This is a genomic window from Bradyrhizobium sp. Tv2a-2, assembly GCF_000472425.1.
Lineage (GTDB): Bacteria > Pseudomonadota > Alphaproteobacteria > Rhizobiales > Xanthobacteraceae > Bradyrhizobium.
On sequence record NZ_AXAI01000023.1, the window covers coordinates 27867 to 51740 of the forward strand.

Annotated in this window: 26 protein-coding genes and 1 tRNA gene; 19 read left to right on the plus strand and 8 right to left on the minus strand. The window is 62.8% G+C overall.

The window, feature by feature from the left end:
• Positions 1-71 precede the first annotated feature (71 nt).
• Entirely contained in the window at positions 72-380 is a 309-nt protein-coding gene (locus tag A3AI_RS0133745) for an NIPSNAP family protein (RefSeq protein ID WP_024519784.1), read from the plus strand.
• A gap of 51 nt (positions 381-431) precedes the next feature.
• A complete protein-coding gene (locus A3AI_RS0133750; protein ID WP_024519785.1) occupies positions 432-1247 on the plus strand; it encodes an isocitrate lyase/PEP mutase family protein in 816 nt (271 codons plus the stop codon).
• 71 nt (positions 1248-1318) lie between these two features.
• Here A3AI_RS0133750 and A3AI_RS0133755 read toward each other — a convergent pair whose 3' ends face one another.
• A complete protein-coding gene (locus A3AI_RS0133755) occupies positions 1319-1714 on the minus strand; it encodes a superantigen-like protein SSL4 (RefSeq protein WP_024519786.1) in 396 nt (131 codons plus the stop codon).
• 148 nt (positions 1715-1862) lie between these two features.
• Here A3AI_RS0133755 and A3AI_RS0133760 point away from each other — a divergent pair, with 148 nt between their 5' ends.
• Positions 1863-2504: a trimeric intracellular cation channel family protein gene (locus A3AI_RS0133760; RefSeq protein ID WP_024519787.1), complete on the plus strand. Its 642-nt coding sequence runs from the start codon at positions 1863-1865 to the stop codon at positions 2502-2504.
• 11 nt (positions 2505-2515) lie between these two features.
• Here A3AI_RS0133760 and A3AI_RS0133765 read toward each other — a convergent pair whose 3' ends face one another.
• The gene (locus tag A3AI_RS0133765) at positions 2516-3724 is read right to left on the minus strand and encodes a c-type cytochrome (protein WP_024519788.1); all 1209 of its coding nucleotides are present in this window, start codon (positions 3722-3724) and stop codon (positions 2516-2518) included.
• A gap of 294 nt (positions 3725-4018) precedes the next feature.
• On the opposite strand from A3AI_RS0133765, the gene A3AI_RS0133770 reads away from it, so the two are divergent.
• The 9 genes from A3AI_RS0133770 to A3AI_RS48970 all read left to right on the plus strand — a co-directional run bounded on the left by A3AI_RS0133770 (position 4019) and on the right by A3AI_RS48970 (position 16191).
• Positions 4019-7510, plus strand: a complete 3492-nt coding sequence (locus tag A3AI_RS0133770) for an indolepyruvate ferredoxin oxidoreductase family protein (protein WP_024519789.1) — start codon at positions 4019-4021, stop codon at positions 7508-7510.
• Positions 7511-7606: 96 nt separating this feature from the next.
• Positions 7607-8755, plus strand: a complete 1149-nt coding sequence (locus A3AI_RS0133775; protein WP_024519790.1) for a thiolase family protein — start codon at positions 7607-7609, stop codon at positions 8753-8755.
• Positions 8755-9144, plus strand: a complete 390-nt coding sequence (locus A3AI_RS0133780) for a Zn-ribbon domain-containing OB-fold protein (protein WP_024519791.1) — start codon at positions 8755-8757, stop codon at positions 9142-9144. The genes A3AI_RS0133775 and A3AI_RS0133780 overlap by 1 nt, the downstream gene beginning before the upstream one ends.
• Positions 9145-9192: 48 nt before the next feature.
• Positions 9193-10053, plus strand: coding sequence for a MaoC family dehydratase (locus tag A3AI_RS0133785; RefSeq protein WP_024519792.1), 861 nt, complete (start codon positions 9193-9195; stop codon positions 10051-10053).
• Positions 10054-10162: 109 nt separating this feature from the next.
• On the plus strand, positions 10163-11041 hold the full coding sequence (locus A3AI_RS0133790) for an SDR family oxidoreductase (protein ID WP_024519793.1): 879 nt from the start codon (positions 10163-10165) through the stop codon (positions 11039-11041).
• A 102-nt stretch (positions 11042-11143) separates the two neighbouring features.
• Positions 11144-12100 carry a dihydrodipicolinate synthase family protein gene (locus tag A3AI_RS0133795; protein ID WP_024519794.1) on the plus strand — a complete coding sequence of 319 codons (957 nt, stop codon included), beginning with the start codon at positions 11144-11146 and terminating at the stop codon, positions 12098-12100.
• A 3-nt stretch (positions 12101-12103) separates the two neighbouring features.
• Positions 12104-12904, plus strand: a complete 801-nt coding sequence (locus A3AI_RS0133800) for an NUDIX hydrolase (protein ID WP_024519795.1) — start codon at positions 12104-12106, stop codon at positions 12902-12904.
• 127 nt (positions 12905-13031) lie between these two features.
• Positions 13032-15713 (plus strand): PAS domain S-box protein, encoded by a 2682-nt coding sequence (locus A3AI_RS0133805; RefSeq protein WP_024519796.1) that lies wholly within the window; start codon positions 13032-13034, stop codon positions 15711-15713.
• Positions 15714-16053: 340 nt separating this feature from the next.
• A complete protein-coding gene (locus tag A3AI_RS48970; protein WP_198030291.1) occupies positions 16054-16191 on the plus strand; it encodes a hypothetical protein in 138 nt (45 codons plus the stop codon).
• A gap of 130 nt (positions 16192-16321) precedes the next feature.
• Here the strand turns inward: A3AI_RS48970 and A3AI_RS0133815 are convergent, their stop codons facing one another.
• Positions 16322-16669, minus strand: a complete 348-nt coding sequence (locus tag A3AI_RS0133815) for a GrlR family regulatory protein (RefSeq protein WP_024519797.1) — start codon at positions 16667-16669, stop codon at positions 16322-16324.
• Between the two features lie 274 nt (positions 16670-16943).
• Here A3AI_RS0133815 and A3AI_RS0133820 point away from each other — a divergent pair, with 274 nt between their 5' ends.
• The gene (locus A3AI_RS0133820) at positions 16944-17399 is read left to right on the plus strand and encodes a hypothetical protein (RefSeq protein WP_024519798.1); all 456 of its coding nucleotides are present in this window, start codon (positions 16944-16946) and stop codon (positions 17397-17399) included.
• Between the two features lie 123 nt (positions 17400-17522).
• Here the strand turns inward: A3AI_RS0133820 and A3AI_RS0133825 are convergent, their stop codons facing one another.
• Complete coding sequence (locus tag A3AI_RS0133825) at positions 17523-17906, minus strand: VOC family protein (protein WP_024519799.1); 384 nt, start codon at positions 17904-17906, stop codon at positions 17523-17525.
• A 234-nt stretch (positions 17907-18140) separates the two neighbouring features.
• On the opposite strand from A3AI_RS0133825, the gene A3AI_RS0133830 reads away from it, so the two are divergent.
• Positions 18141-18752: a flagellar basal body-associated FliL family protein gene (locus tag A3AI_RS0133830; protein WP_036050577.1), complete on the plus strand. Its 612-nt coding sequence runs from the start codon at positions 18141-18143 to the stop codon at positions 18750-18752.
• A 166-nt stretch (positions 18753-18918) separates the two neighbouring features.
• On the plus strand, positions 18919-19398 hold the full coding sequence (locus tag A3AI_RS0133835; protein WP_024519801.1) for a hypothetical protein: 480 nt from the start codon (positions 18919-18921) through the stop codon (positions 19396-19398).
• 30 nt (positions 19399-19428) lie between these two features.
• On the opposite strand, the gene A3AI_RS48205 is transcribed toward A3AI_RS0133835, so the two are convergent.
• Entirely contained in the window at positions 19429-19668 is a 240-nt protein-coding gene (locus tag A3AI_RS48205) for a hypothetical protein (protein ID WP_156928055.1), read from the minus strand.
• A 235-nt stretch (positions 19669-19903) separates the two neighbouring features.
• Here A3AI_RS48205 and A3AI_RS0133845 point away from each other — a divergent pair, with 235 nt between their 5' ends.
• Positions 19904-20323 carry a CBS domain-containing protein gene (locus A3AI_RS0133845; RefSeq protein WP_024519802.1) on the plus strand — a complete coding sequence of 140 codons (420 nt, stop codon included), beginning with the start codon at positions 19904-19906 and terminating at the stop codon, positions 20321-20323.
• Positions 20324-20470: 147 nt separating this feature from the next.
• Positions 20471-20806: a hypothetical protein gene (locus A3AI_RS0133850; protein ID WP_024519803.1), complete on the plus strand. Its 336-nt coding sequence runs from the start codon at positions 20471-20473 to the stop codon at positions 20804-20806.
• Between the two features lie 8 nt (positions 20807-20814).
• On the opposite strand, the gene A3AI_RS0133855 is transcribed toward A3AI_RS0133850, so the two are convergent.
• Positions 20815-21264, minus strand: coding sequence for a GNAT family N-acetyltransferase (locus tag A3AI_RS0133855; RefSeq protein WP_024519804.1), 450 nt, complete (start codon positions 21262-21264; stop codon positions 20815-20817).
• 234 nt (positions 21265-21498) lie between these two features.
• Between A3AI_RS0133855 and A3AI_RS0133860 the strand changes: the two genes are divergently transcribed.
• Positions 21499-21699, plus strand: a complete 201-nt coding sequence (locus A3AI_RS0133860) for a hypothetical protein (RefSeq protein WP_024519805.1) — start codon at positions 21499-21501, stop codon at positions 21697-21699.
• 84 nt (positions 21700-21783) lie between these two features.
• Positions 21784-21860 (plus strand) — tRNA-Arg (locus tag A3AI_RS0133865).
• 78 nt (positions 21861-21938) lie between these two features.
• Here A3AI_RS0133865 and A3AI_RS0133870 read toward each other — a convergent pair.
• The gene (locus A3AI_RS0133870) at positions 21939-22223 is read right to left on the minus strand and encodes a hypothetical protein (RefSeq protein ID WP_024519806.1); all 285 of its coding nucleotides are present in this window, start codon (positions 22221-22223) and stop codon (positions 21939-21941) included.
• Between the two features lie 206 nt (positions 22224-22429).
• Positions 22430-23047, minus strand: coding sequence for a PEPxxWA-CTERM sorting domain-containing protein (locus A3AI_RS0133875; RefSeq protein ID WP_024519807.1), 618 nt, complete (start codon positions 23045-23047; stop codon positions 22430-22432).
• Between the last annotated feature and the right edge of the window lie 827 nt (positions 23048-23874).

Sequence of the window (23874 nt, forward strand, 5' to 3'; positions counted from 1 at the left end):
GGGGTAGCATGTCCGCAATCAGTCGGGGTTCGATGCTCTCGCATCGCCCGGAATGACAACCGGAGGCTCCCATGACCATCACCGTCTTCATCCGCTACCAGATCGATCCCTTCAAGCGCGCGCAGTTCGAGGTGTACGCGAAACGCTGGATGTCCGTCATTCCGAAATGCGGCGGTGACCTGATCGGCTATTTCATGCCGCATGAGGGTACCAACAACATCGCCTACGCCCTGATCTCGTTCGAGAGTCTGGCCGCTTATGAAGCCTATCGCGCGCGGTTGCGCAGCGACGCGGAAGGTATGGCGAATTTCAACTTTGCCGAGGAGGGCAAGTTCATCCTCGCGGAGGAGCGCACGTTCCTGCGCAAGGTTGTCGCGTGAGGGTCGCAACGTTATGTTGATCTCCCGCAAGAACAACAAGGGAGCGAACCAATGCCGCTGACAGCTGCTGACAAACGCGCCACGTTTCACAACATGCACGAAAGCGGCTGCTTCGTGCTGCCGAATCCGTTCGATGTCGGCAGCGCGAAAGCGCTGCAGCATCTCGGCTTCAAGGCGATCGCCTCGACCAGCGCCGGATTCGCCTGGACCATCGGCAAGGCGGACAACCGCGTCACTGTGGACGACGTCTGCGACCATCTCACCGCGCTGTGCGCCTCGGTGGACATTCCCGTCAACGCCGATTTCGAGGGCGGGTTTGCGATCGAGCCCGCGAAGGTCGCCGCCAATGTGACGCGGGCGGTGAAGACCGGCGTTGCCGGCCTCTCGATCGAGGACTCCACCGGCGACAAGGCGAAACCTCTCTATGAGCGCGGGCTGGCGGTCGAGCGCATCAAGGCGGCGCGTACCGCAATCGATGCCGACAAGAGCGGCGTGATGCTGGTCGGGCGCTGCGAGGCGTTTTTGTGGGGGCAGAGCGACCTCAAGCTCGTGATCGATCGGCTGCTCGCCTATGCCGAAGCGGGCGCGGACTGTCTCTATGCGCCGGGCATCAAGACCAGGGAGGAGATATCGGCTGTCGTAAAGGCGGTGCATCCCAAGCCGGTGAACCTCCTGATCGGTGCCTCCGGTCTCTCGCTTGCGCATGCGGCGGAGCTTGGCGTGCGCCGGATCAGCGTTGGCGGCTCGCTGGCGCGGATGGCCTGGGCCGGCTACATGCGCGCCGCGCGCGAGATGGCCGAGAAGGGGACATTCACCGAGCTCGCCGGCGGCTATCCCGGCGGGGAGCTGAACAAGATGTTCGGATGACAGTGTTTGGATGACAGGAGCTAGGCAGATGAGGCGGGCATGGCCCGCCGCATCTGGAGATCGCCGAGGCCTCAGCGGTTGTCGTTGGTCTGGCCGGCGGTTGGGTGATCAGTGCGGTCGACCTCCGATCCTGTCGGGGAGGATTGCGGCGGGGTCGTGCGGTTCGGTGCGGATCCCGTGGTCATGCCGGGCTGGCTGTTGGGGTTGGCGGGCCTGGTCTGCGCGGTCTGTGCCGGCGGGGCTGTCGAGGCATCGTGGACGCTGGAATTATTCAGGCCGTAGAACACGGCCCCTAACACCAGCGCGATACCGAGCGCGAACAGCGCCATCTTGCCTGCGCTGGCCGGGCCTTCGGCGAGCTCCGGATCGAACTGCGCTTCGCGTTCAAGCCGGGCTTCCCGGTCGAGGTCATACTCGCTCATGGTGGGACGATAGGGGTCATAAGGATCATTCGGACTGCGTGCCATGGTGGCTCCTTCGTTCGCCTCCGTTGCCCCCTAGACAATGGTCTAGCAGGGTGCGCCGTTCCGCACGGAACAAGTGGTTTGCGCGGGACTGTTCAGCGCGGAACCCGGGCTTTAGGTTCCTGCAAACGGCCATCTCCCGGAGCACACCATGTGGAACTTGCCGCCAAGCGATTCCGTCCTGCACTTTCTGTCGTTTGTCGCGCTGGCAGCCCAAGCCATGACCGCGGCGCTGGCGGCGGGGCGGCGCAGCATGGACTGGCTCGGGGTGTGCCTGCTCGGCTGCATCACCGCGCTTGGCGGTGGCACCATCCGCGACCTGCTGCTCGGGCATTATCCGCTGGTGTGGGTGCAAAACCCCTTCTACCTCGAGCTGACCGTGATGGCGGCCTTCGTCACCATTCTGTTGGCCCGCCTGGTGCATCGGCTTTACCTCGCCTTCCTCGTGCTGGATGCGATCGGGCTGGTCGTGTTCACCATGACTGGCTGCGATGTCGCCTGGCAGATGGATGCGTCGCTGCCGATCGTGATCGTTTCCGGCATGATCACGGGGTGTGCAGGCGGCGTGTTGCGCGACATCCTTTGCAACGATGTGCCGCTGCTGTTTCGCGCCGAGCTCTATGCCAGCGTCTCGGTCGTCACCGGCCTGTTCTATGCCACAGCCTTTGGGCTGAAGCTGAACGCCGAGCTGTGGACGATCCTGACCTTCGCGCTGGGCCTGTCGCTGCGGCTGCTCGCCATTCGCTACAAATGGGAGATGCCGAAATTCGTCTTCACCGCGGACGAACGGTAACGGTAAGGGCTCTACCTGGTCTTGCGGGCTTGGGCGACCTGTTCCGCCGTGACGGCCGACCCTGCGTTGCCCCAGGCGTTGCGAATATAGTTGGTGACGTCGGCGATCTGCTGGTCGGATAGTTGACTGGCGTAGGCCGGCATCGATCCCGTGTTGGGGGCGCGCGGCGTCGTCACGGTTTGCGCGCCGTCGAGGATGACGCGCAGCGTCGATGCGGGGTCGGCGGATTGCAGCAGCGGATTGCCGGGCAGCGGCGGGTAGATGCGTGGCGCGCCGGAGCCATCGGCCTCATGACAGGCGATGCAGGCATGGGCGTAGACCGCTTCTCCCGCCTTCATGCTGGTCTCCGGCGGCGGCAGCACCGCCGGTTCCGGCGGGCCCGACGGCAGGCTTTTCAAATAGACGGCGATGGCGTGGATATCGGCGTCGCTCATCTTCGAGGTGGAGTCGACGATGACTTCGGCCATCGGCCCGTCGGCATGGCTTCTCCCATTGCGGCCGCTTGCGAGGTATTCCGCAATGTCATCGACGCTCCAGGATTTAAGCCCGCCGCGCTCGGCGCCATCGAGCCTTGGCGCGAACCAGCCGCCGACCAAGCCGCCCGAGAAGGCGCGGCCGCGCCTGTCGGCGCCGAATATGTTTTTCGGGGTGTGGCAGACGCCGCAATGGCCGAGACCCTCGACGAGGTAGCGGCCGCGATTCCAGTCAGTGCCTTTCTGCTGCTCCGGCTGCAGAATGCCGGGCCGGAAGAACAGGTAGTTCCACAGCCGCATCACCACGCGGTGGTTCAGTGGAAAGCGCAGCTCGGGTGGGGGTGCCTTGTTCGCAAACGGCGTGAGCGTCGAGAGATAGGCGCGGATCGCCAGGATGTCGGGCCGCGTAAGCCTGGTGAAGTTGGGGTAGGGGAAGGCGGGATAGTAACGCGAGCCATCGGGCGCGACGCCAAAGCGCAAGGCGCCATGGAAATCCTGGTCGCTCCACGCGCCGATCCCGGTCTCGCGATCCGGCGTCAGATTGGGCGAATAGATCGCGCCAAAAGGCGTGTCGATCCGCTTGCCCCCGGCGAAGGGTTTTGCGGGATCGGCCGTATGGCAGCCTGCGCAGTCGCCGGCTTCGACCAGAGCCTTGCCACGCTCGATGGTTTCCTCCGAGGGCTCGGCGGCAAACGCATGCGCGGCGAATGCGCCGCACAAAAACAGACAAGCCAGAATCGCCCGCATGGATCGAGTTCTTCCCTGCACCATTCGCTGTTGCGGCATTATAGGGGTGTTACGTCATTTCGCGAGCCCGGTAGGGGACGACACAAGCTGAAAATGGGGCGGCCCGCCGAGCCATGAAATTGCGAATTGGAGGGGAGGCTGCCCACGCTCCAGATTTGTGATGCGTTGGCGCAAAAATCCGCCCTAGAGTGGCAATCGCGTCCGGGGCGATTACCTAATTCGGTAGTCAAGAATGAGCCGGGACGACCGAAAAGACGAGCAAAGCGACGGCCAGAGGGCTTCAGTGAGGGTGGAATGGGAATCAACCAGGGTGCGATCAGCCTCGACCAGAAATACACCGCGAGCTCCGGCCATGTTTTCCTGACCGGTATCCAGGCGCTGGTCCGCTTGCCGATGGCGCAAATCCGGAGGGATCGTGCCGCGGGCCTCAAGACCGCGGGCTTCATTTCCGGCTATCGCGGCTCGCCCCTTGGCGGCTACGACCAGCAGCTCTTCGCAGCCCGCAAGCATCTCGAACAATACAACATCAAATTCCAGCCCGGCGTGAACGAGGATCTCGCGGCGACCGCGATCTGGGGCTCGCAGCAGCTCAATCTCTCTCCCGGCGCCAACCATGATGGCGTGGTCGGCATCTGGTACGGCAAGGGCCCCGGCGTCGACCGTTGCGGCGACGTGTTCAGGCATGGCAATGCGGCGGGCTCTGCGAAAAACGGTGGCGTGCTTTGCCTGGCCGGCGATGACCATGGCGCTAAGTCGTCCACGGTCCCGCATCAGTCGGACCACGCCTTCATCTCAGCGCTGATGCCCTACCTCTATCCGTCCAGCATCCACGAAATGATCGAGATGGGGCTTCTGGGTATCGCGATGTCGCGCTACTCGGGCTGCTGGGTCGGCATGAAGGTAATCACCGAGGTGGTGGAGACTACTGCCGAGGTCGATCTCACCGACGAGATGAAGCCTTTCATCATCCCGTCCGATTTCGAGCTGCCGCCGGGTGGCTTGAATCTGCGCTGGCCCGACGATCGCTTCCAGCAGGATCTGCGCCTGCAGGACTACAAGGGCTATGCGGCGATCGCCTTCGCCCGCGCCAACAAGGTCAACCGCATCACCATGGACAGCCCGAACGCGCGTTTCGGCATCATGGCGTCCGGCAAGAGCTACGAGGATGTGCGCCAGGCGCTGCGCGAACTCGGCATCACCGAGGAGGTCGCCGCCAAGATCGGACTGCGGCTCTACAAGATCGGCATGCCCTGGCCGCTCGAGCCGGAAGGCGTGCGCAATTTCGCGGTCGGGCTGGAAGAGATTTTCATCATCGAGGAACGGCGCGAGATCGTCGAGAATCAAGTCAAGCAGGAGCTGTTCAACTGGCGTGACGATGTGCGTCCGCGAATCGTCGGCAAGATGGACGAGCACGACAAGCGCTTTTTGACCTTCGCCGCCGAGCTGTCGGTCGCCTCGCTTGCAAGCTCGCTGACCGAGCGGCTGCTGCGACTGAACCTCAATCCTGAGATCGCCGAGATGTTGCGGGCCAAGGCCGACTGGTTCAACGGCCGCGAGGCCAGCCAGGTGCAGAAGCTCCCGCCGGTCTCCCGTACGCCTTACTTCTGCTCGGGCTGTCCGCACAACACCTCGACCAAGGTCCCCGAAGGCAGCCGCGCCATGGCCGGCATCGGCTGCCATTTCATGGCGCTGTGGATGGACCGGAGCACCGAGACCTTCACCCATATGGGTGGCGAGGGCGTGCCCTGGGTCGGCATTGCGCCGTTCACCGGCGAGAAGCACATCTTCGCCAATCTCGGCGACGGCACCTATTTCCACTCCGGCCTTCTCGCCATCCGCCAGGCGGTCGCCTCCAAGGCCAACATCACCTACAAGATCCTCTACAATGACGCCGTCGCCATGACCGGCGGCCAGCGTCACGACGGTGACCTCTCGCCGCAGCAGATCACGTTCCAGCTTCATGCCGAAGGCATTCGCGAGATCTGGCTGGTGTCGGAGAATCCGCATCTCTATCCGGCCTCCGACATTGCGTCCGGCGTCAAACTCGCGCATCGCGACGAGCTCGATGCCGTCATGAAGACCTGCCGCGAGACGCCCGGCACGTCGGCCATCGTCTTCGTCCAGACCTGCGCCGCGGAAAAGCGCCGCCGCCGCAAGCGCGGCCTGATGGAAGATCCGGCGCGGCGCGTAATCATCAATCCGGCGGTGTGCGAGGGCTGCGGCGACTGCTCGGTGCAGTCGAACTGCATCTCGGTCGAGCCGCTGGAGACCGAGCTTGGGCGCAAGCGCACCATCAACCAGTCGAGCTGCAACAAGGATTATTCGTGTGTGAAGGGCTTTTGCCCGTCCTTTGTCACGGTCGATGGCGCCAAGCTGCGCAGCCGCGCGCCCGCTGATCTCGGCGAGATCGGCGAGCTGCCGCAGCCGCCGTCGTTCCCACCGCTCGATCGGCCCTACAATATCGGCGTCGCCGGCGTCGGCGGCACGGGTGTCCTGACCATCGGCGCGCTGCTCGGCATGGCCGCCCATATCGAGGGCAAGGCGAGCATGCTCCTCGACATGTCGGGCCTTGCGCAGAAGGGCGGCGCAGTGCTCAGCCATGTCCGGCTTTCCGAACACACTGCGGACGTGACCTGCTCGCGCATCGTCACCGGTACCGCCGATCTCGTACTCGCGGCCGATGAAGTGGTGGCGGCGTCGAAAGACACCATCACGCTTTGTGAGTCCGGCCGCACCATCGGCATCATCAACAGCCACGTCATTCCGACCGCCGATTTCATCCTCAACCGCGACTTCAACTTCCAGACCCGCAAGATCAATTCCGTGCTCGAAAGCGCGCTGCGCAAGGAGACGGTGTTCTTCGATTTCACCAAGCCGGCCGAACTGCTGCTCGGCGATTCCATAGCCACCAACATCATGATGCTGGGCTACGCCTATCAGAAGGGACTGCTGCCTTTGTCGGCGGAGGCGATCGAGAAGGCCATCGAGGTCAATGGCGTCTCCATCAAAATGAATACCGAGGCGTTCCGGCTCGGACGGCTCGCCGCCGTCGACCCGGCGCGGCTGGAAGGAATGATGAAGGGCCAGGACACTGTCGTCGCGCCGAAGTCGCTGGACACGATGTCGCTCGACGAGATCATCGCCCATCGCAGTGCGCTGTTGACGGACTACCAGAGCAAGCGGCTCGCCAAGCGTTACCGGGCCCTCGTCGATAAGGTGCGTAATGCCGTAGACAAAGGTGGCTATGGTGAGACCCTGTCCCGGGTAGTCGCGATCAACTACGCAAAACTGCTGGCGTACAAGGACGAGTACGAGGTGGCACGGCTCTATACCGACGGCCGGTTCGAGCAGCAGTTGCGTGACCAGTTCGAGGGCGAGTTCAAGTTCAACTTCAATCTCGCGCCGCCCATTCTCGGCGGTGGCAAGGATGCATTGGGGCGGCCGAAGAAACGCGCTTTCGGTGCCTGGATGATGTCGATGTTCCGCGTGCTGGCGAAGCTGCGCTTCTTGCGTGGCACGCCGCTCGATATTTTTGGCCGCAGCGCCGACCGCAAGCTCGAGCGCGAGCTGATTGCCTCTTACGAAAAGGACGTCGCGACCGTGCTCGATCTGTTGTCGCCGACGACGATCGAGACCGCAGTCGAACTGTTGTCGCTGCCCGATCGTATCCGCGGCTACGGCCCGGTGAAGGAGAAGGCCGCGAACGAGGCGAAGGCGCGGCACGCGCAGCTTGTCGCCGATCTCGCCAGCCCGCCGCCTGCGCCACGGCAGTTGGCAGCGGAGTAGGGGGCCTCTCGCGCGGCGGAATATTTCGCCGCTTGCCAAGGCGTCGCCGACAGGTCAAGAAATCCGCTGGATCAGGAAACGCCAGCGGAGAACGAGTTGACCATCAAGGGCAAGGCCTACATTGCCGGGATCTATGAGCATCCGACCCGGCACGCACCGGACAAATCCACCGCGCAACTCCATGCCGAGGTCGCCAAGGGCGCGATCGAGGACGCAGGCCTCTCGAAACAGGATATTGACGGCTATTTCTGCGCCGGCGACGCTCCGGGCGGCGCCTGGCCGATGGTCGATTACCTCGGGCTGAAGGTGCGCCACGTCGATTCCACCGAGACCGGTGGCTGCTCCTACATCATCCATCTCGGTCACGCGGCCGAGGCGATCGCAGCGGGCAAGTGCTCCATCGCGCTGGTCACGTTGGCGGGCAAGCCGCGGACCGGCCCGATGCCGCCGCGCGCTGCCGGTGCGGAAGCTGATTTCGAGGCGGCCTATGGGGCTACGACTCACAATGCCTACGGCATGTGTGCCATGCGTCACATGCACGACTACGGCACCACCAGCGAGCAACTCGCCTGGATCAAGGTCGCGGCCTCACATCACGCGCAATACAATCCGCACGCCTTCCTGAAGGACGTCGTCACCGTCGAGGACGTGGTCAACTCGCGGATGATTTCCGATCCGCTGCACCTCATGGATTGCTGTGTCGTGACCGATGGCGGCGGCGCGCTGATCGTAACCACGCCGGAAATCGCCAAAAGCCTGAAGAAGCCGCTGGTGCGGTTGATCGGACACGGCGAGGCGATGAAGGGCCCGCGCGGCGGCAAGGACCTCGACCTTACTTATTCCGCCGGCGTCTGGTCCGGCCCGCGCGCGTTCGAGGAAGCAGGCGTCACGCCGAAGGACATCAAGTACGCTTCAATCTACGACAGCTTCACCATCACGGTGCTGATGCAGCTCGAGGATCTCGGCTTCTGCAAGAAGGGCGAGGGCGGCAAATTCGTTGCCGACGGCAATCTGATTTCCGGTGTCGGGAAGCTGCCGTTCAACACTGACGGCGGCGGCCTCTGCAGCAATCATCCGGTCAACCGCGGCGGCATGACCAAAATCATCGAAGCGGTACGACAACTGCGCGGCGAAGCCCATCCCAAGGTGCAGGTGGCGAATTGCGATCTCGCGATCGCTCACGGCACCGGCGGACTCCTCGGCGTTCGCCACGCGGCCTCGACTGCCATTCTGGAGCGCGTGTAATGACCGAAGCGAAAAAATATCCGGCGCCCGTCACCAATCCCGAGACCAAGGCGTTCTGGGACGCGGCAGCACAGGGCAAGTTCCTGATCAAACGCTGCACGGCGTGCGGCGAAGCGCACTACTTCCCGCGCTCGATTTGCCCGTTCTGCTTCTCCGACAAGACGGTGTGGGAGGAATCTTCGGGCGAGGGCACGATCTACACCTTCAGCCTGATGCGAAAATCCCCGACGGGGCCTTATGCCATCGGCTATGTGACGCTGAAGGAGGGGCCGTCGCTGCAGACCAATTTCGTCGATTGCGACATCGAGAAATTGAAGATCGGCCAGAAGGTGAAGGTCGTGTTCAAGCCCACCGAAGGTGCGCCCTTGCCGTTTTTCACGACGGCGTAGAGAGGTCGCGCCGCCAACGCAAAGCAATTCGGGAGGAGCCACAGGAAAATGCCGATCAAATACGAAGAGCTGATGGCCATGAAGAACCTTGGCCAGAAATACAGCTATAGCGATCGCGAGGTGATGCTTTACGCCTATGGCATCGGCTTGGGCGCCGATCCCATGGACGAGAAGGAACTCGCCTTCGTCAACGAGGCCGCTGCCACGCCGCGGCCGCTGAAGGTGGTGCCGACCTTCGCCTCCGTCGCCGCGTGGGGCGCAGGTCCCGGCGAGATGAATCTCAACCGCGTGATGGTCGTTGACGGCGAGCGCGACATCACCTTTCACAAGCCGTTTTCGACCGCAGCGCACATCACCGCCGATTCCTCCGTGCTTGCGGCGTTCGACAAGGGCAAGGACAAGGGCGCCGTGATCCGGCACCAGACCGTGTTGAAGAACAGCGACGGCGAACCGCTGGCGACGCTGGTGGCCTCGCGCTTTGCCCGCGGCGACGGCGGCTTTGGCGGGCCGTCGGATGGCCAGCCTGAGCCACACCAGGTGCCGACGCGCACGCCGGACAGGATGGTCGACATCTCGACGCGGCCCGACCAGGCCTTGATCTATCGTCTCTGCGGCGATCGCAATCCACTGCACTCCGATCCCGAATTCGCCAAGCGCGCCGGCTTTCCCCGGCCGATCCTGCACGGCATGTGCACCTACGGCATCACCTGCCGCGGCGTCCTGCAGACCTACGCCGACTATGACCCTGCCGCCTTCAGGCGCCATGCGGCGCGGTTTTCGTCGCCGGTCTATCCCGGCGAGACCGTGACGATGGAGATGTGGAAGGACGGTAACGTGATCTCGTTCGAGGCCAAGGTGAAGTCGCGCGGCGTCACCGTGATCAAGAACGGTATGACCGTGCTGGGCTAGCGATGTCGTTCCGGGGCGATGCGTCAGCATCGAACCCGGAACCTCGAGATTTCCGGGTTCGCCTCTGACGGCGCCGCGGAATGACTACAAGAGAATCCGGGAGGACAGCATGGGATTACTCGACGGCAAGGTGGCGCTGATCACCGGCGCGGGCGGCGGACTTGGTGAGGCATATGCAAGGCTGTTCGCGCGCGAGGGCGCGGCGGTCGTGGTCAACGATCTTGGCGGGCCGCGCGATGGCTCCGGCGCCGACAAGTCGATGGCGGACAAGGTGGTCGACGCGATCAAGGCCGAGGGCGGCCGCGCGGTGGCGAACGGCGCCGACATCTCGACGCTCGAGGGCGGCCAGTCGGTGTTCGACGAAGCCATCAAGCATTTCGGCCGTGCGGACATCCTCGTCAACAACGCCGGCATCCTGCGCGACCAGACCTTTGCCAAGGCCAGCGAATCCGATTGGGACAAGGTCATCAAGGTTCACCTCAAAGGCACCTTCTGCACCACGCTCCCGGTGTTTCGCTGGATGCGCGACAATGGTGGCGGTGTCATCGTCAATACGTCGTCGACCTCGGGCCTGATCGGCAATTTCGGCCAGTCCAATTACGGCGCCGCAAAGGGCGGCATCTGGGGCTTTTCCAACGTGCTGGCCATCGAGGGCCGCAAATACAACATCCGGGTCTGGACGCTTGCCCCGGGCGCGCTGACCCGCATGACTGCAGACCTGCCCCGATATAAGGAAAACCCGGGAGCCGCATTGGGACCGGACGGGATCGCGCCGGCCGTGCTATACATGGTCAGCGGTTTGTCCGGCGACCAAACCGGCAAGGTGCTCGGCGTCTCCGGCCCCCGTGGTGTGCGCGAAATGCGCATGATGGAGATGGAAGGCTGGAAGCCGCCGCACACCGGCTGGAACGCACAGGACATCGTCGAGCATGCGCGCGACATCTTTTTCTCCGACGATGAGATCAAGAAGTCGGCGCGGAGATTTTGATGGACCATCATTCCGGGCACGCGCAGCGTGAATCCGGAATCCGGAGACTCCGGGTTCGATGCTTCGCATCGCCCGGAATGACGGCGGAGATTGGAGAAGCACGTGACGAAATTGACCCCCGAGGCCGCCGGCACCTTTGCGATCGCGCCGACGCCGTTCCATGATGACGGCCGCATCGACGAGCGCTCGATCGACCGGCTGACCGATTTCTATGCCGAGGTCGGCTGCGAGGGTGTCACGGTGCTCGGCATTCTCGGGGAGGCGCCGAAGCTCGATGCCGCCGAGGCGGTGCAGGTGGCGCTGCGCTTCGTCAAGCGGGCGAAAACCATGCAGGTGATCGTCGGCGTCTCGGCGCCGGGCTTTGCCTCGATGCGGTCGCTGGCGCGCGCCTCGATGGATGCGGGCGCCGCCGGCGTCATGATCGCACCGCCGCCGAATCTGCGCACCGATGACCAGATCATCGGTTATTTCAAGCAGGCGCAGGAGGCGATCGGCGAGGATGTGCCCTGGGTGCTGCAGGACTATCCGCTGACGCTCTCGGTCGTGTTCACGCCCGCAGTCATCCGCAAGATCGTCATGGACAGCCCGTCCTGCGTGATGCTCAAGCATGAGGACTGGCCGGGGCTGGAGAAAATCACAGCGCTCCGAAACTTCCAAAAGGACGGCTCCCTGCGGCCGCTCTCGATCCTGGTTGGCAATGGCGGCCTGTTCCTGGATTTCGAGATGGAGCGCGGCGCCGACGGCGCGATGACGGGCTATGCCTTCCCCGAACTCCTGATCGACGTCGTCAAGCTCTCGAAGGCTGGCAAGCGCGACGCGGCCCACGATCTGTTCGATGCGCATCTGCCGCTGATCCGCTACGAGCAGCAGCCCGGCGCGGGGCTGGCGGTGCGCAAATATGTGCTGCAGAAGCGCGGCATCATCGCCTCCAGCGCCCAGCGCAAGCCAGGTGCTGCCATCACCCCGGCGGCGAAGGCGGAGGTCGATTACCTGCTGTCGCGGGTGGCGCGGGTCGATCGCCGCGCTAACCTGCAGCCGCAATCAAGCGCGGCAGGTTAGGCCATGGCCGATATCGCCACCTCGCGTCCCGCTTCGACCACGCTGCTCCTGCGCGATAACGCAAGGACAAGCGAGGTCGAGGTCTTCATGATGGTGCGCCACCATCAGATCGAGTTCAACTCGGGCGCCCTGGTGTTCCCCGGCGGCAGCGTCGACAAGGGCGACCAGGAGATCGTGGCGAGGCGCGAACTCCATGGCGGCGGCGAAGGGCTCGACCCTGCGGCGTTGGGCTTTCGGGTCGCTGCGATCCGCGAGACCTTTGAGGAGAGCGGGATCCTGCTGGCGCACCAGCAAGGGTCGCGCGATCTGATCGATGTCAAACGGGCGGGAGAGATCGAGGCGGCGTATCGTGCGCCGCTCTGCGAGGGCAAGACGAGCTTCCTCAACGTGCTGGCCGAGAACAAGCTCTGGCTGGCGTTCGATGAACTCATCCCGTACGCCCATTGGATCACCCCTGAGGGCATGCCCAAGCGCTTCGACACCTGGTTCTTCCTCGCCGCCGCGCCCCCGGACCAGCTTGGCGCCCATGATGGCAAGGAATCGACCGATTCGATCTGGGTATCGCCCCGCGAGGCGCTCGCGGGCGGTGAGAGCGGGCGGTTCAAGCTGCCGTTCCCGACCACCCGCAACCTGATCAAGCTCGGCAAGCAGGGGAGCGTGGCCGCAGCGCTTGACGACGCCCGCGGCAGGCCGATCGTCACGGTCATGCCGGTGATGACCCGCCACAATGGTGGCCGGCAACTAGTGATCCCGCGCGAGGCCGGCTATGATGGCGAAATATTCGAGGTCGGCGCGCTTGGTTAAAGGCGCGGCGCTTCCGCCCCGAACTCCGCGAATCCGGCGGATTGCGGGCGAGGCCCGGTGTTTCCGACTTGTTCGCATGGCCGAAATCCATCTTATAATGGGCTTTTAGGTTCGAGCCCGTACTGTCATGCCACCTGCCTTCGCGGCGCTTCTGCAACGAGCCCGATCGTTCTCGCTCTCGATCGGGCAATTGACCTTTGGCAGCTTTCTCTTGCTGCTGGTCATCATTGCCGCGACCTCGATGGCGAGCGTCATCGCCATCCGCCACATCGACAGCACCTTCAGCGAATTGCGGCGGCTGCAGGACGTCGGTGACCTCGCCGAGGGCATCGACCGCCAGATGAACGAGCTCAGGCTCGCCGCGCGCGATTTCGTCACCGACCCCTCGGACCAGTCCGACCGGGTCGCGGAGGCGGCGTCCGAACTCAGCGCGCTTCTAAAGAAGACCCGGCTGCAGCTCGCGCCCGACCAGCAGGCCATGATCGACGGGGTCAGCCAGCGGCTTGCGAACTACCGCGAGGGCATCGAGCGCGTCTCGGCGTTGATCTCGCGTCGCGCCGACCTGCTTGCCGCGCTGCCGCCGGTCCGCGCCGGCTTCGAGCAGGCGGTCGCCGATCAGCCGGACCGCATTGTCGCGCGAACCCTGTTCCGGACCCAGAACGAGATCGCGGCCGCGCTTCTTGCCAACGATCCGGCCGGCGCCGAGCAGGCAGCGAAGCGGATGAAGGCGCTGATGATCGCGGATCCGACCCTGCGTGCGGCCGCCGACGCCTATGCGCAGGCCATCATTGCCATTGCCGGAACCGAAAGCGAGATCTCCTCCCTCGACAAGGATGTGCTCGGCACCGAGGGCCGGCTGATCGGCCGCGTGACCGAGTTGTTGCGTGAGCTCAGCGCGCAGCAGGGGCGGGTGCTTGGCCGTGATTTCGCCCGGACGCTAGCGGAAGCCAAATGGCAGAGCATCATCCTCTCGACCATCGGCGTCTTGATCGGCACCTTTGCGGCCTCCTTCGTGGTCCGCCGCACCGTGCGCCCATTGGTCGCAATCGCAGGCTCGATTCGGGCGCTTGCCGCCGGCGAGAAACATGCCTCGATCCCGGCGACGGACGTGGCCAACGAGATCGGCGACATCGCCCGTGCCGCCGAGGTGTTCCGGCGTACGCTGGTCGACGCCGATGCGGCGCGCGAGGCGGCGGTGCGGGCGTTGACCGAACAGCGGCTGGCGGAAGAGAGCTATCGCAAGCTGTTCGAGGCCTCCATCGACGGCATCTACGTGACCACGCCCGGCGGCCAGTTGCTCAATGCCAATCCGGCGCTGGCGCGCATGATGGGCTACGAGACGCCGAGGCAGCTGATCACCGACATCGGCGACGTCAGTACCAATGTCTACGTGCATCCCGAAGCGCGCGAGGAATACAAGCGGCTGATGCAGCGTGATGGCATGGTGCGCGACTTCGAATACCAGGTGCGCCAGCGCAGCGGTGGCATCCTCTGGCTCTCTGACAGCGCGACCGTGGTACGCGACGAGCATGGTGAGGTTGTGCGCTATGAAGGCACCTTGCGCGACATCACCGACCAGAAGCGCGCCGAAGACGCGATCGCCGAAGGCCGACGGCTATTGCAGCAAGTCATCGACACCGTGCCCGCTGTGATCAACGTCAAGGACAGGAACCTGCGCTATGTGCTGATGAACCGCTACATGGCCGGTATTTTCAGCGTCGAGCCGGCGGAAGCGATCGGCCGTACCACGAGCGAGCTGATGTCGCGCTATGGCGCGGCAAAGACGGACGAGAACGACAAGCAGGTGCTGAAGACCAGGAAGGGGCTGGGCTTCTATGAGGAGGAGTACCTGGATTCCAAGGCCAACATGCGCCACTGGCTGGTCAACAAGCTGCCGTTGCTCGATTCCGACGGCGAGATCGAGCGTATCGTCACGGTGGCGCTGGACATCGGCGAGCGCAAGCGCGGCGAGCAGGAGATGCGAAAGGCGCGCGATGCCGCCGAGACCGCGCTGCGAAACCTGCGTGAGACCCAGGCCTCGCTGATCGAGGCGGAGAAGCTTGCTGCGCTCGGGCGGCTCGTTGCCGGCGTTGCCCATGAGGTCAACAATCCCGTCGGCATCAGCCTGACAGTGGCCTCGGCCCTGGAGCGCAAGACCGCGAATTTCGGCGCCGAGGTGGCGCGAGGCGAGTTGCGGCGCTCCAGCCTGAACGATTTCCTGGCAACCAGCCGCGACGCCTCCTCGCAGCTCGTCGCCAACCTCAACCGTGCCGCGGAACTGATCCAGTCGTTCAAGCAGGTCGCGGCCGACCGCAACTATTCGGACCAGCGCAGCTTCGATCTCGCCGACTTGACCGAGCAGGTGGTGCTGAGCCTGCGGCCGGGCCTGCGCAAGCATAACCTCACGTTACAGGTGGATTGCCAGCCGGACCTGATGATGAACTCCTATCCCGGTCCCTATGGGCAGGTACTGACCAACCTGTTCCTTAACGCGGTGGCGCATGCCTTTCCGGACGGCCGGCCCGGAATCATCGCGATTTCCGCGCGCGAGTCCGGCAAGGACAATGTCGAGATCATCTTCTCCGACAATGGCGTCGGCATGAGCCTCGATGTGCGCCGCCGCGCCTTCGATCCCTTCTTCACCACCCGCCGCGACCAGGGCGGCACCGGCCTCGGCCTGCATATCGTCTACAGCATCGTCACCAACCGGCTCGGCGGCCGGCTCGATCTCGACTCCGAGCCCGGCGGCGGCACCCGCATCCAGATGATCCTGCCGCGCACCGCCCCGCTGGAAATGGCCGCAGAATAGGGTTGTTTTCTCCTTCGCAGCCTAGGTCGTGAACAATGGACCCATCGTTGATTTTCGGTTTCGCGGCATTGTCCGGAGCAGCGATCGGCGGCCTCACCTCGGCGGTGGCTGTCTGGTTCACGCAGCGTGAAATGGCGCAGTCGCAGTGGTTCACCACGGAGACCTTGCGCCGGCAGGACATCTATCGCGACTTCATCGAAGTCGCTTCGAGGTGCTATATCGATGCGCTCCAGCATGGAAACCCCGACTATCCCGGCCTGATCGGACTCTATGCGAAAATCTCGCGCATGCGGGTTCTGTCGTCAGGTGAGAAAAGGCCGAACGGGTGGCTCAGAAAATCATGGATACCTATTCCGAGCCCGACAAGAGCTTTGCCGATCTGCGCGATATGGCCAAGGGCCATTCCATCGATCTCTTGCACGATTTCAGCGGAGCATGTCGCCTCGAGTACGAGACCCGCCGCGCGCGGCCACTCTAGCGGCGAGCCCGTCGGGACTGGGTCGTGTTCTAAAGCATGATCCGGAAAAGTGTGTAGCGGTTTTCCGAAAAGATCATGCTCAATCAAAGACCTGAAGCGCTATGACGATTCAACCAAATCTCATCGTGCTTTAGTCGATATCTGAGAGCTTGCGCAGCGTGGCGCCGAACAGCTGGCTTGAATTGCCGACCAGCGCGGTGCCGTTCATCACGGCGTCCTTGTCGGTGAAGGTGCCGGAGACCCCGACGCCGACCGGACTCGGTCCGCCGAACAGAGGATTGTCGTCCTTGCTCGAGGTGTGTCGGCGGATCAGCACCTCACCTTTGAAGGTGTTGTCCTTCACCGAATAGGTGCCGGTGTAATAGAGGTAAGCGTCGCCGCCGACGATCTTGCCGTCGCGGAACACCACCACGCCGCTGCCCTTGCCGACGCGCCCATCCAGCAGGCTCACATGGATGGAATACAGACCGTTCTTCATGCCCCAAGACCGGTTTGCCATTGATCGACAGCATTGTGGCGGTCGCAAGCGACAGCGTCAACGCGACAGGTTGAAAGGCACGGACTGCGCAAACTTCACGCTTGCGCAAATACCGTTCGGTGGTCTCGGCGGCTTGCAGGCGATTCTCTGGCCGGCCTTCGATGGGGATGCAGTCTCCACCTCCCGTAGTCCTCCGTATTGAGCGAATCTCGGATTGGCCCGCTTAATGCATGGCTATCGATGCACCCTGGGGTAGGTGCTGGAGCATGACGAAATGAGCAACTGGATTGATTCCGGCGGCCATGAGCCGCGTCAGTTTAGTGACGCGTATGCATATCAGAATGACTCACACCGATGTGATGGCCGCTGGAAACTGCCGCTTCGATTGGCCTGCGCCGCTCTGCTTGTGATACTGACGGCGCAAGCTTCGCAAGCGCGCGATCCGGACGGACGCTATGCGGCGCAGAATCCCGAGTTGCACCAATGGTTCGAGAGCTTGCGCAGCGGCAAGGGGCCGTGCTGCTCGGATGCGGACGGAACCGCGGTCTCCGATGTCGACTGGGAGACCGCCAACGGTCATTACCGGGTGCGCCTCGACGGTGAATGGGTCGAGGTACCGGACGAGGCAGTCATCACCGAGCCCAACCGAATCGGCCGCACCATGGTCTGGCCGATTCGCGGCTATCTCGGTATCTCGATCCGCTGCTTCATGCCGGGAAGCATGACTTAATCCCTCGAAAGCATCAGTAGCCCGCATGAGCGCAAGCAACGTGCGGGAGGCTGGACAGGCGCGGTTCCCGGATATCGCTTTCGCTCATCCGGGCTCTGCCTCGTACTCATCGTGCTTCAGGCCTCACGCATATTTCGCGTCGCGCTCCAGAAGCTCGATCGAGATGCCCTGCGGTCCGCGGATGAAGCAGATGCGTACGCCCGGGCGGATGGTGGTCGGCTCCTTGGTGAATTCGACGCCCTTGGCGCTGATCTCTGCGGCGACGGCGTCGATGTCCTTCACCGTCAGCCCGAAATGGTCGAGGCCCCGATAGGGCGTCGTGGGCGGCGCATTGACGCCGTCGCCGGGCTCGACCTTGGCGATGAACACATTGGCGCCGCCGAGCTTGACGTCGATGCGGCCGGGGCCACGGATGACGACGCCGCCGAGCACGTTTTCGAGCCAGGCTGCCATCGCCTCCGGATCGGGAGTGCGCAGGTGAACGTGATCCCAGGTAACGATCGGCATTGGCTTTCCCCATCAGACTTCTTGAATGCGGCGCGCCTTCAGCTTGACGTAAGCTTGGTTGAAAAGCCGCGCCGCTTGGTGCGCAATCTTACCGGCCGCGTCCTGTTCTTTCCATCCCTTGGTCTTGGTGCAGCGCGCCTCGCGCCTTCCAATAGTCGGGATTTGAGGGAACTATTTGCCGCGCAATTCATTGGTCGAGTGCGGGTCGACAGGCTCGCAGTCGATGGTGCTGCCATGAGCACTAGGCTTGGTCGTATCGGATTTGATCGGATTGGCTGGGGCGGGCTCGATTGGACTCGAGTGGGCTTGTCGCAATCGTCCGAGCCGTCGCCGACACGGCTTTTCAAGACAAGGTTTCTGCTGTTGCCGCTGGCGCTGGTAGTGGGTGCCGGGGCTTGGCTCGTGATGTCGGGGTCACGCGGAGGCGTTGCTGGGGGTGAGGTGGTAAACTCCACCCTTGCGGCGGTTGCAGTGCCACCGGCCGACGATCCGGCGCAGCGCGCGGTCGCTTACGATCCCTTCACCTCGGAGGCCGTTGCCCCCCAACAGCCGACGCCGCTCGACAGGTTAAGACTGTCGGGACAGTCCTTCCGCCGCGGCGGGCTCGGCTCGAATGCGCAGGTGAGCTTCACGCTGCGTAACGGGAACGATTACGCGGTGAAGGATGTCGCGATCGCCTGTGCCTTCATCCGGCGGGACGGCCGCCATCTGACCGATCGCATCCGGCTGGTTCCCGGCACCGTCGAGATGCGCAGCCGCAAGAGCTTCGAGCGGCTGCATATTGGCTTTGTCAACGTTAATGCCAGCAAGGCTAAATGCGCGCTGGTGTCGGCAAGCAGGTCTTAGCATAAGACTGCGCACAGGCAGGCGCCCATGGCTGGCTGATGGTGGCTGGCTGATGGCGAAAAAGTTACCGCCGCCGTTGAACCGGCACCTCTGCCAAGGAACAAACCGATATACCACCTGTTACCGGGGTAGTTCCCGCGCATCCGCGCGGTTGGAGTGTTACTCAATGCTGGTGCTTCGGTACTTCATGTATGTCGGCGGGACGCTGCTCGCACTGCTGTTGCTGTGCGCCGCGGTACTGCCAAAGCCGCCGGTTGACGACACGGTTGCGTCCGCTTCGGATGTGCCCTCAATCCGGATCCATTCTCAGCAGAAATGGCCCGAGCGCGTTGTGCTCGATACCAATGCCCAGATGCCCGCGCCCGTAAACGTTGTGCAGGCCGTTGCGCCAGCGGAGCAGTCCGCCTCGGCCAAGGCGCGGGTGCGCGAGGCTTTCGCCCAGCTGCCTGCCGACCAGGCCAAGGAACAGGCGGTCGCAGATGTGAAGAAGGCGGAACCGAAGCCGCCGGTCAAACGCAGGGTCGCCAGGGCGCGCCCCGCACCGCAACCGTATTATCAGCAGGGCTATTACGGCTATCCGCCGCAATATTATCCTCAAGGCCGGATGCAGGTGGCCCAGCAGCCCCGTTTTGGCTTCCTTTGGTAGTTTCCTCGGGGGCGAAGCCCCCGAGATTAATCAGCAGCCGTGGCAGATGCTCTTGATCTTGGTATCGAGGAGCTTGTCCTCCTGTTCGGCTGCTGCCTTCACATAATCGTCATTGGCGTGCCGCTGGTCGCTCGCGAGGTTGTCACCGCCGTGCGAACCGCTGCTCATAGTGTGACGGTGGCCAAATCCGCCGTGGTGGCTGCCGCGTGCGTCAGCCGGGGGAAGGGCGGCGAGTCCCAGAACTGCCAGCGTCAATATTGTCAGTTGCATTGCAAGCAATCCTCAACACTTTCAACGTCTTGCCATGTTACGATGGTAACCGCGAAGGGCGAAATCGGGGCAGGGTCCCTTCACAATTTCGCGCGTTGGCGGCTTTTGCACCGTTTCTCCGGATCTTGATTGCGCGACTGTGCCGTCGCGGCCCGGACAGTTGTATAGTTGCGAAAGAGGGGGCTGTGCTGCGTTGCATTCGTTCCAGTTGAAACTCAAGCAACGGAGATCGGCCATGAAAGTGAAGGACGTGATGCACAAGGGCGTCGACTGGGTCGCGCCGGATACGCCTGTCACTGAGCTCGCGAAATTGATGAAGGCGCATGACATCGGCTGCATTCCGGTCGGCGAGGACGATCGGCTGATCGGGATGGTGACTGATCGCGACATTGTCTGCAAAGGGCTTGCCGCCAAGAATTTCGATGCATCGCGCGCGATGGCAAAGGACGTGATGACAGAGGGCATCCATTGCTGCCGCGATGACGACGATCTTGCCAAGGCGGTGCATCACATGGAGCAGCTGCACATCCGCAGGCTGCCGGTCATCAACAAGAGCAGGCGCATGGTAGGCATGATCAGCCTCGGCGATGTCGGCCAGTTCGCCGGCGCCGAGCTTGTGACGGAATGGGTCAGGAGCGTTTCAGCGCATCACTGAACCTGCGCGGGCTCCGATGTCTGGCGGGCAAGTGATGTCGGAGTCCTTGCTTTGCGCGCGGCGCCTGACCACGCTGAGGCGGGCATTCATTTTCCGTTCAGGCCTTACATCCTTAATCTGGCCGGTCATCGGCGATGGAGGGGAGCGATGAGACATCTGCTGGGCGGCCTGCTTGGGGCAGGCTGCTTGATCCTCGCGATCGATGCGCTGGCCCAGTCGGCGATACCTTCGGCAAACCCTCCTTCGACGAACACGCCGTCCGTGCCTGTTGTTCAGAACGTGACGGCGCCCGCAGCCCCGGTCAATCCCTCCAGGCGTTTCGTCTGCCGCGCGGCTGCGCAGAAATTTCAGGGACAGGAACGCGCCGACCAGATGCAGCTGTGCGTCGAGCAGGTTCGCCTCGACTGCCTGAGGCAGGCGATCGACCAGAAGGTCGTCGGCCCGCAGCGCAGGGATTTTGTACAGGATTGCATCGGTGAGTAGCGCAGGGTTCACTGTGCCGGATGTTGTGCGACATAGCCGGCGCGCAATCCGCCGATAAATCCGCAGCTTGCATAGAAAGCGTGGACCCGCGGGTCCTTGCGCCCGGTCTGCAACAGCACGTGATGACAATCCCTGGCCCAGGCCGTCGCCAGCGCAGCCTCAACGACCGCGCGCCCATAACCCTTGCCGCGGAAGTCGGGGTGCGTGACGACGTTTTCGAGAAAGCCGTGTCCCCGTCCGCCGCGCAATAGATTCGGCGCGGTGACCAGCATGCAGGTCGCAACAATCTGTCTCGCGACACTGGCGACGAAAACATCAACGCCGGGATGCCCCAGCATGTCGGCCCAGATCCGCGCGGCATGCTCGGCCGGTTCTGCTGCGGCGCTGACCTCCGAGGCGCGAAACAGTTCGAGCAGCGACGTCAGATCAGACGCGATGGCAGGCCTGGCCGCTTGCATCCCCCGCACCCCCCATGGTGAGATGCCGATCAATCTATCCTTGATCGTGCCGGGCTCTTAAGGCTTGTTCGATGCACCGCTCATTTGCCCACAGGAAGCCGCGTGAACCCGCCCGACGGGTTAAGGGGGCCTGTTCGAGCTTTGTGGCGGCGATCGAAGCGGCCGGGCCGGCTGGTCCCGTGGCAAGCGGTCCGAGGGTTGCGTCCCCGTCCGGGCCGACGCATAGTCGCTGCCATGCATCTCTCAAAACTTACGTCCCTGCTGATCGGCCTTGCCATGGCGGCGGCGGCCGCGTTATGGCTGGCTAATCTCGCCCACAACGATTTCGGCGTTCCCCGCCACATCATCCGCGCCGATGCGCTGCTGTCGGCCTTGCTCGTGTTCGGCCTGCTCGTGATCGGGCTGTTCTCGCGCCGACTGGGAAATCGCGGTTGACTTGTCAGCGGCTTTATTCCGTCCGGTTCTGGCCGCCGCCGGGTGGAAGTTTCCGCACAAGTCTGCTATCCGGGCAGCCCTTGCGCGCTCGTAGCTCAGCTGGATAGAGCATCGGATTTCGATTCCGAGGGTCGGGAGTTCGAATCTCTCCGAGCGCGCCAATAAAATCAATTGCTTAGAGCTGCCTTTGAAGAGAACGGAATGAGTAGTTTGCAATTCGGTTTGGAACTTACGTTTCACTAATTCTGCTCGCGGTTTTCACGCTTCCGCATTGCCTGCACTGCCAATTCGAATTTGCCGCCGAGATAATGCGCCTGAAGGATTCGATCGACTTCCTTTAAGCTGTGCCCGGTAATCGACGCGATTTCCGCAGTGCTGCAGCGGCGAGCGCTAGGCAAGTGACAGAAATGCGGTCTCGCGGTTTGCCGAGCCGTGATACTGCGGATGCGCTCGTGTTGACGCTGGCGTTCGGCGACGACGTATCCGCCATGCGAAGCGCCCCACGCGGATTCGAGCGCCGACACTCGATCAATTTTCCGAGGCACGGAGTGGCATGAAAATCATCCACTACATCACGGGTGCCGGTCGAAAATTGCAGCTCACGTCACCCGAAGGCGAGGCGCCCCGCGCCGTTGCGTCGGCGCTGTTGCGCAAAAGTGGCTCGCGGCCGAAGGTCCGGATTTCGATCGGCCGCTGTCATACCAGAAGTGGAGCTACTAGCTTCCGCGATTCAGCAGGCCGGGGTGAATGCGGACGCCTGATTGCGACGGCGATAAGCGAGGAAGCCGACGCCTGCGAAGCCCAAGATCATCATCGCCCAGGTGGAGGGCTCGGGGGCGGCCGTTACTGAAAGATTTGCGGAGCCGTCACTTGAACTCGTTGCAGAAGAATATTCCGTTACAGGATAGCTGGCCCAGTACGACGTGTCGTGCCACTCCGAGCAGGTCTCCAAGAAACCGCAAGAATAATAAGTGTAATAACCCTGTTGAACGTAATAATATTGGGTAGTCGTATACTCGTCGTAATATTGAGCGGTGAAAGAAAATCCAGGAGTAAGATTTCCGGGGTTTAGATAATTAAAGGTTTGTGAGAACGATTGGAGAGAGTTTCCGTATGCGATTGATTGAGTTTGCGTCTGCCCGTCGCCAGACGTGAATGTTACCGTTCCGCCTGTGAAGAATGCCCCCCAGTACCCGGGATCGGGGCTAACCTGAAGAGTCAAATTTTCCGTAATCGAACCGCCCTGTATGACGGTTGAGTCCGATATCGAGAAGTTATCCAACACGCTGGCGAAGGCTTCAGACGAAAGCAAACCAGCTACCGTGGGCAGGGCCGCCAGCAAAGTCATTAATCTACGATTCATTTTGCTACCCCCTTAAATAATCATTTAAAGTTCCAAATGAGTCTGGTTTTGTCAACCGCCGCAGTTGCGGAATCTTTGGGGAGCGACCCAACCCAAATGGGGTAGATCCAATAGCGCCAATTAGCGCTCACGCACCAGCAGGGTGCGGCCAGGACAATGCGCTACGAAGCGGATCATTCCAGCGGGCATCCCAAGGCGAAAAAGCCGCGCCATGTACTCTGACCGGCTGCCGCCGTGCTTGAACGCTTCCACCGCATCCTCAAACGCAACCATGCTGGTGACGGTCGGAATGTTAAGCCATCCACTATCGCAGATTAGGCTGCTTTGACGCTGTCTGACGCATCCGGTCTGACCCAAATCCCAATGCCGGGGGGCATGTTAGCGCTGACTTGCTTTCCGTTATGCGCGACCGCGGAGCTGGTAGTTCAGCACCCGGGATATTTCACGAACTGATTGCCGGAATGGGAGGAGCGAGAGGGCCCGGTGCGCTAACGGCAACGTGTCGGGCCTTTTCCTCTCGACGCCGAGGTTGCGCCATGCCTCTCTCGAAGAACGTGCCGATAAGGGCACCCAACGGGATCTGCAGCGCGAGCCACACGATGATGATTGTCAAAACCATGTAACCAAACCCAAGGGTGTCCCTGCCCGAGGCCGTGAAGTAAACGCGGAAGTGGATTTGGAGGTTCCACCGGGGAAACCGATAGCGCCTCATGTAGGCGGAAAGGAGCCTTTTTTCTGGATTTCCACTTGATTTTCGTACCGGGCGCCACGTTGGTCCAATTTGGAATGCCCTGACGGAACTAGCCTACAGA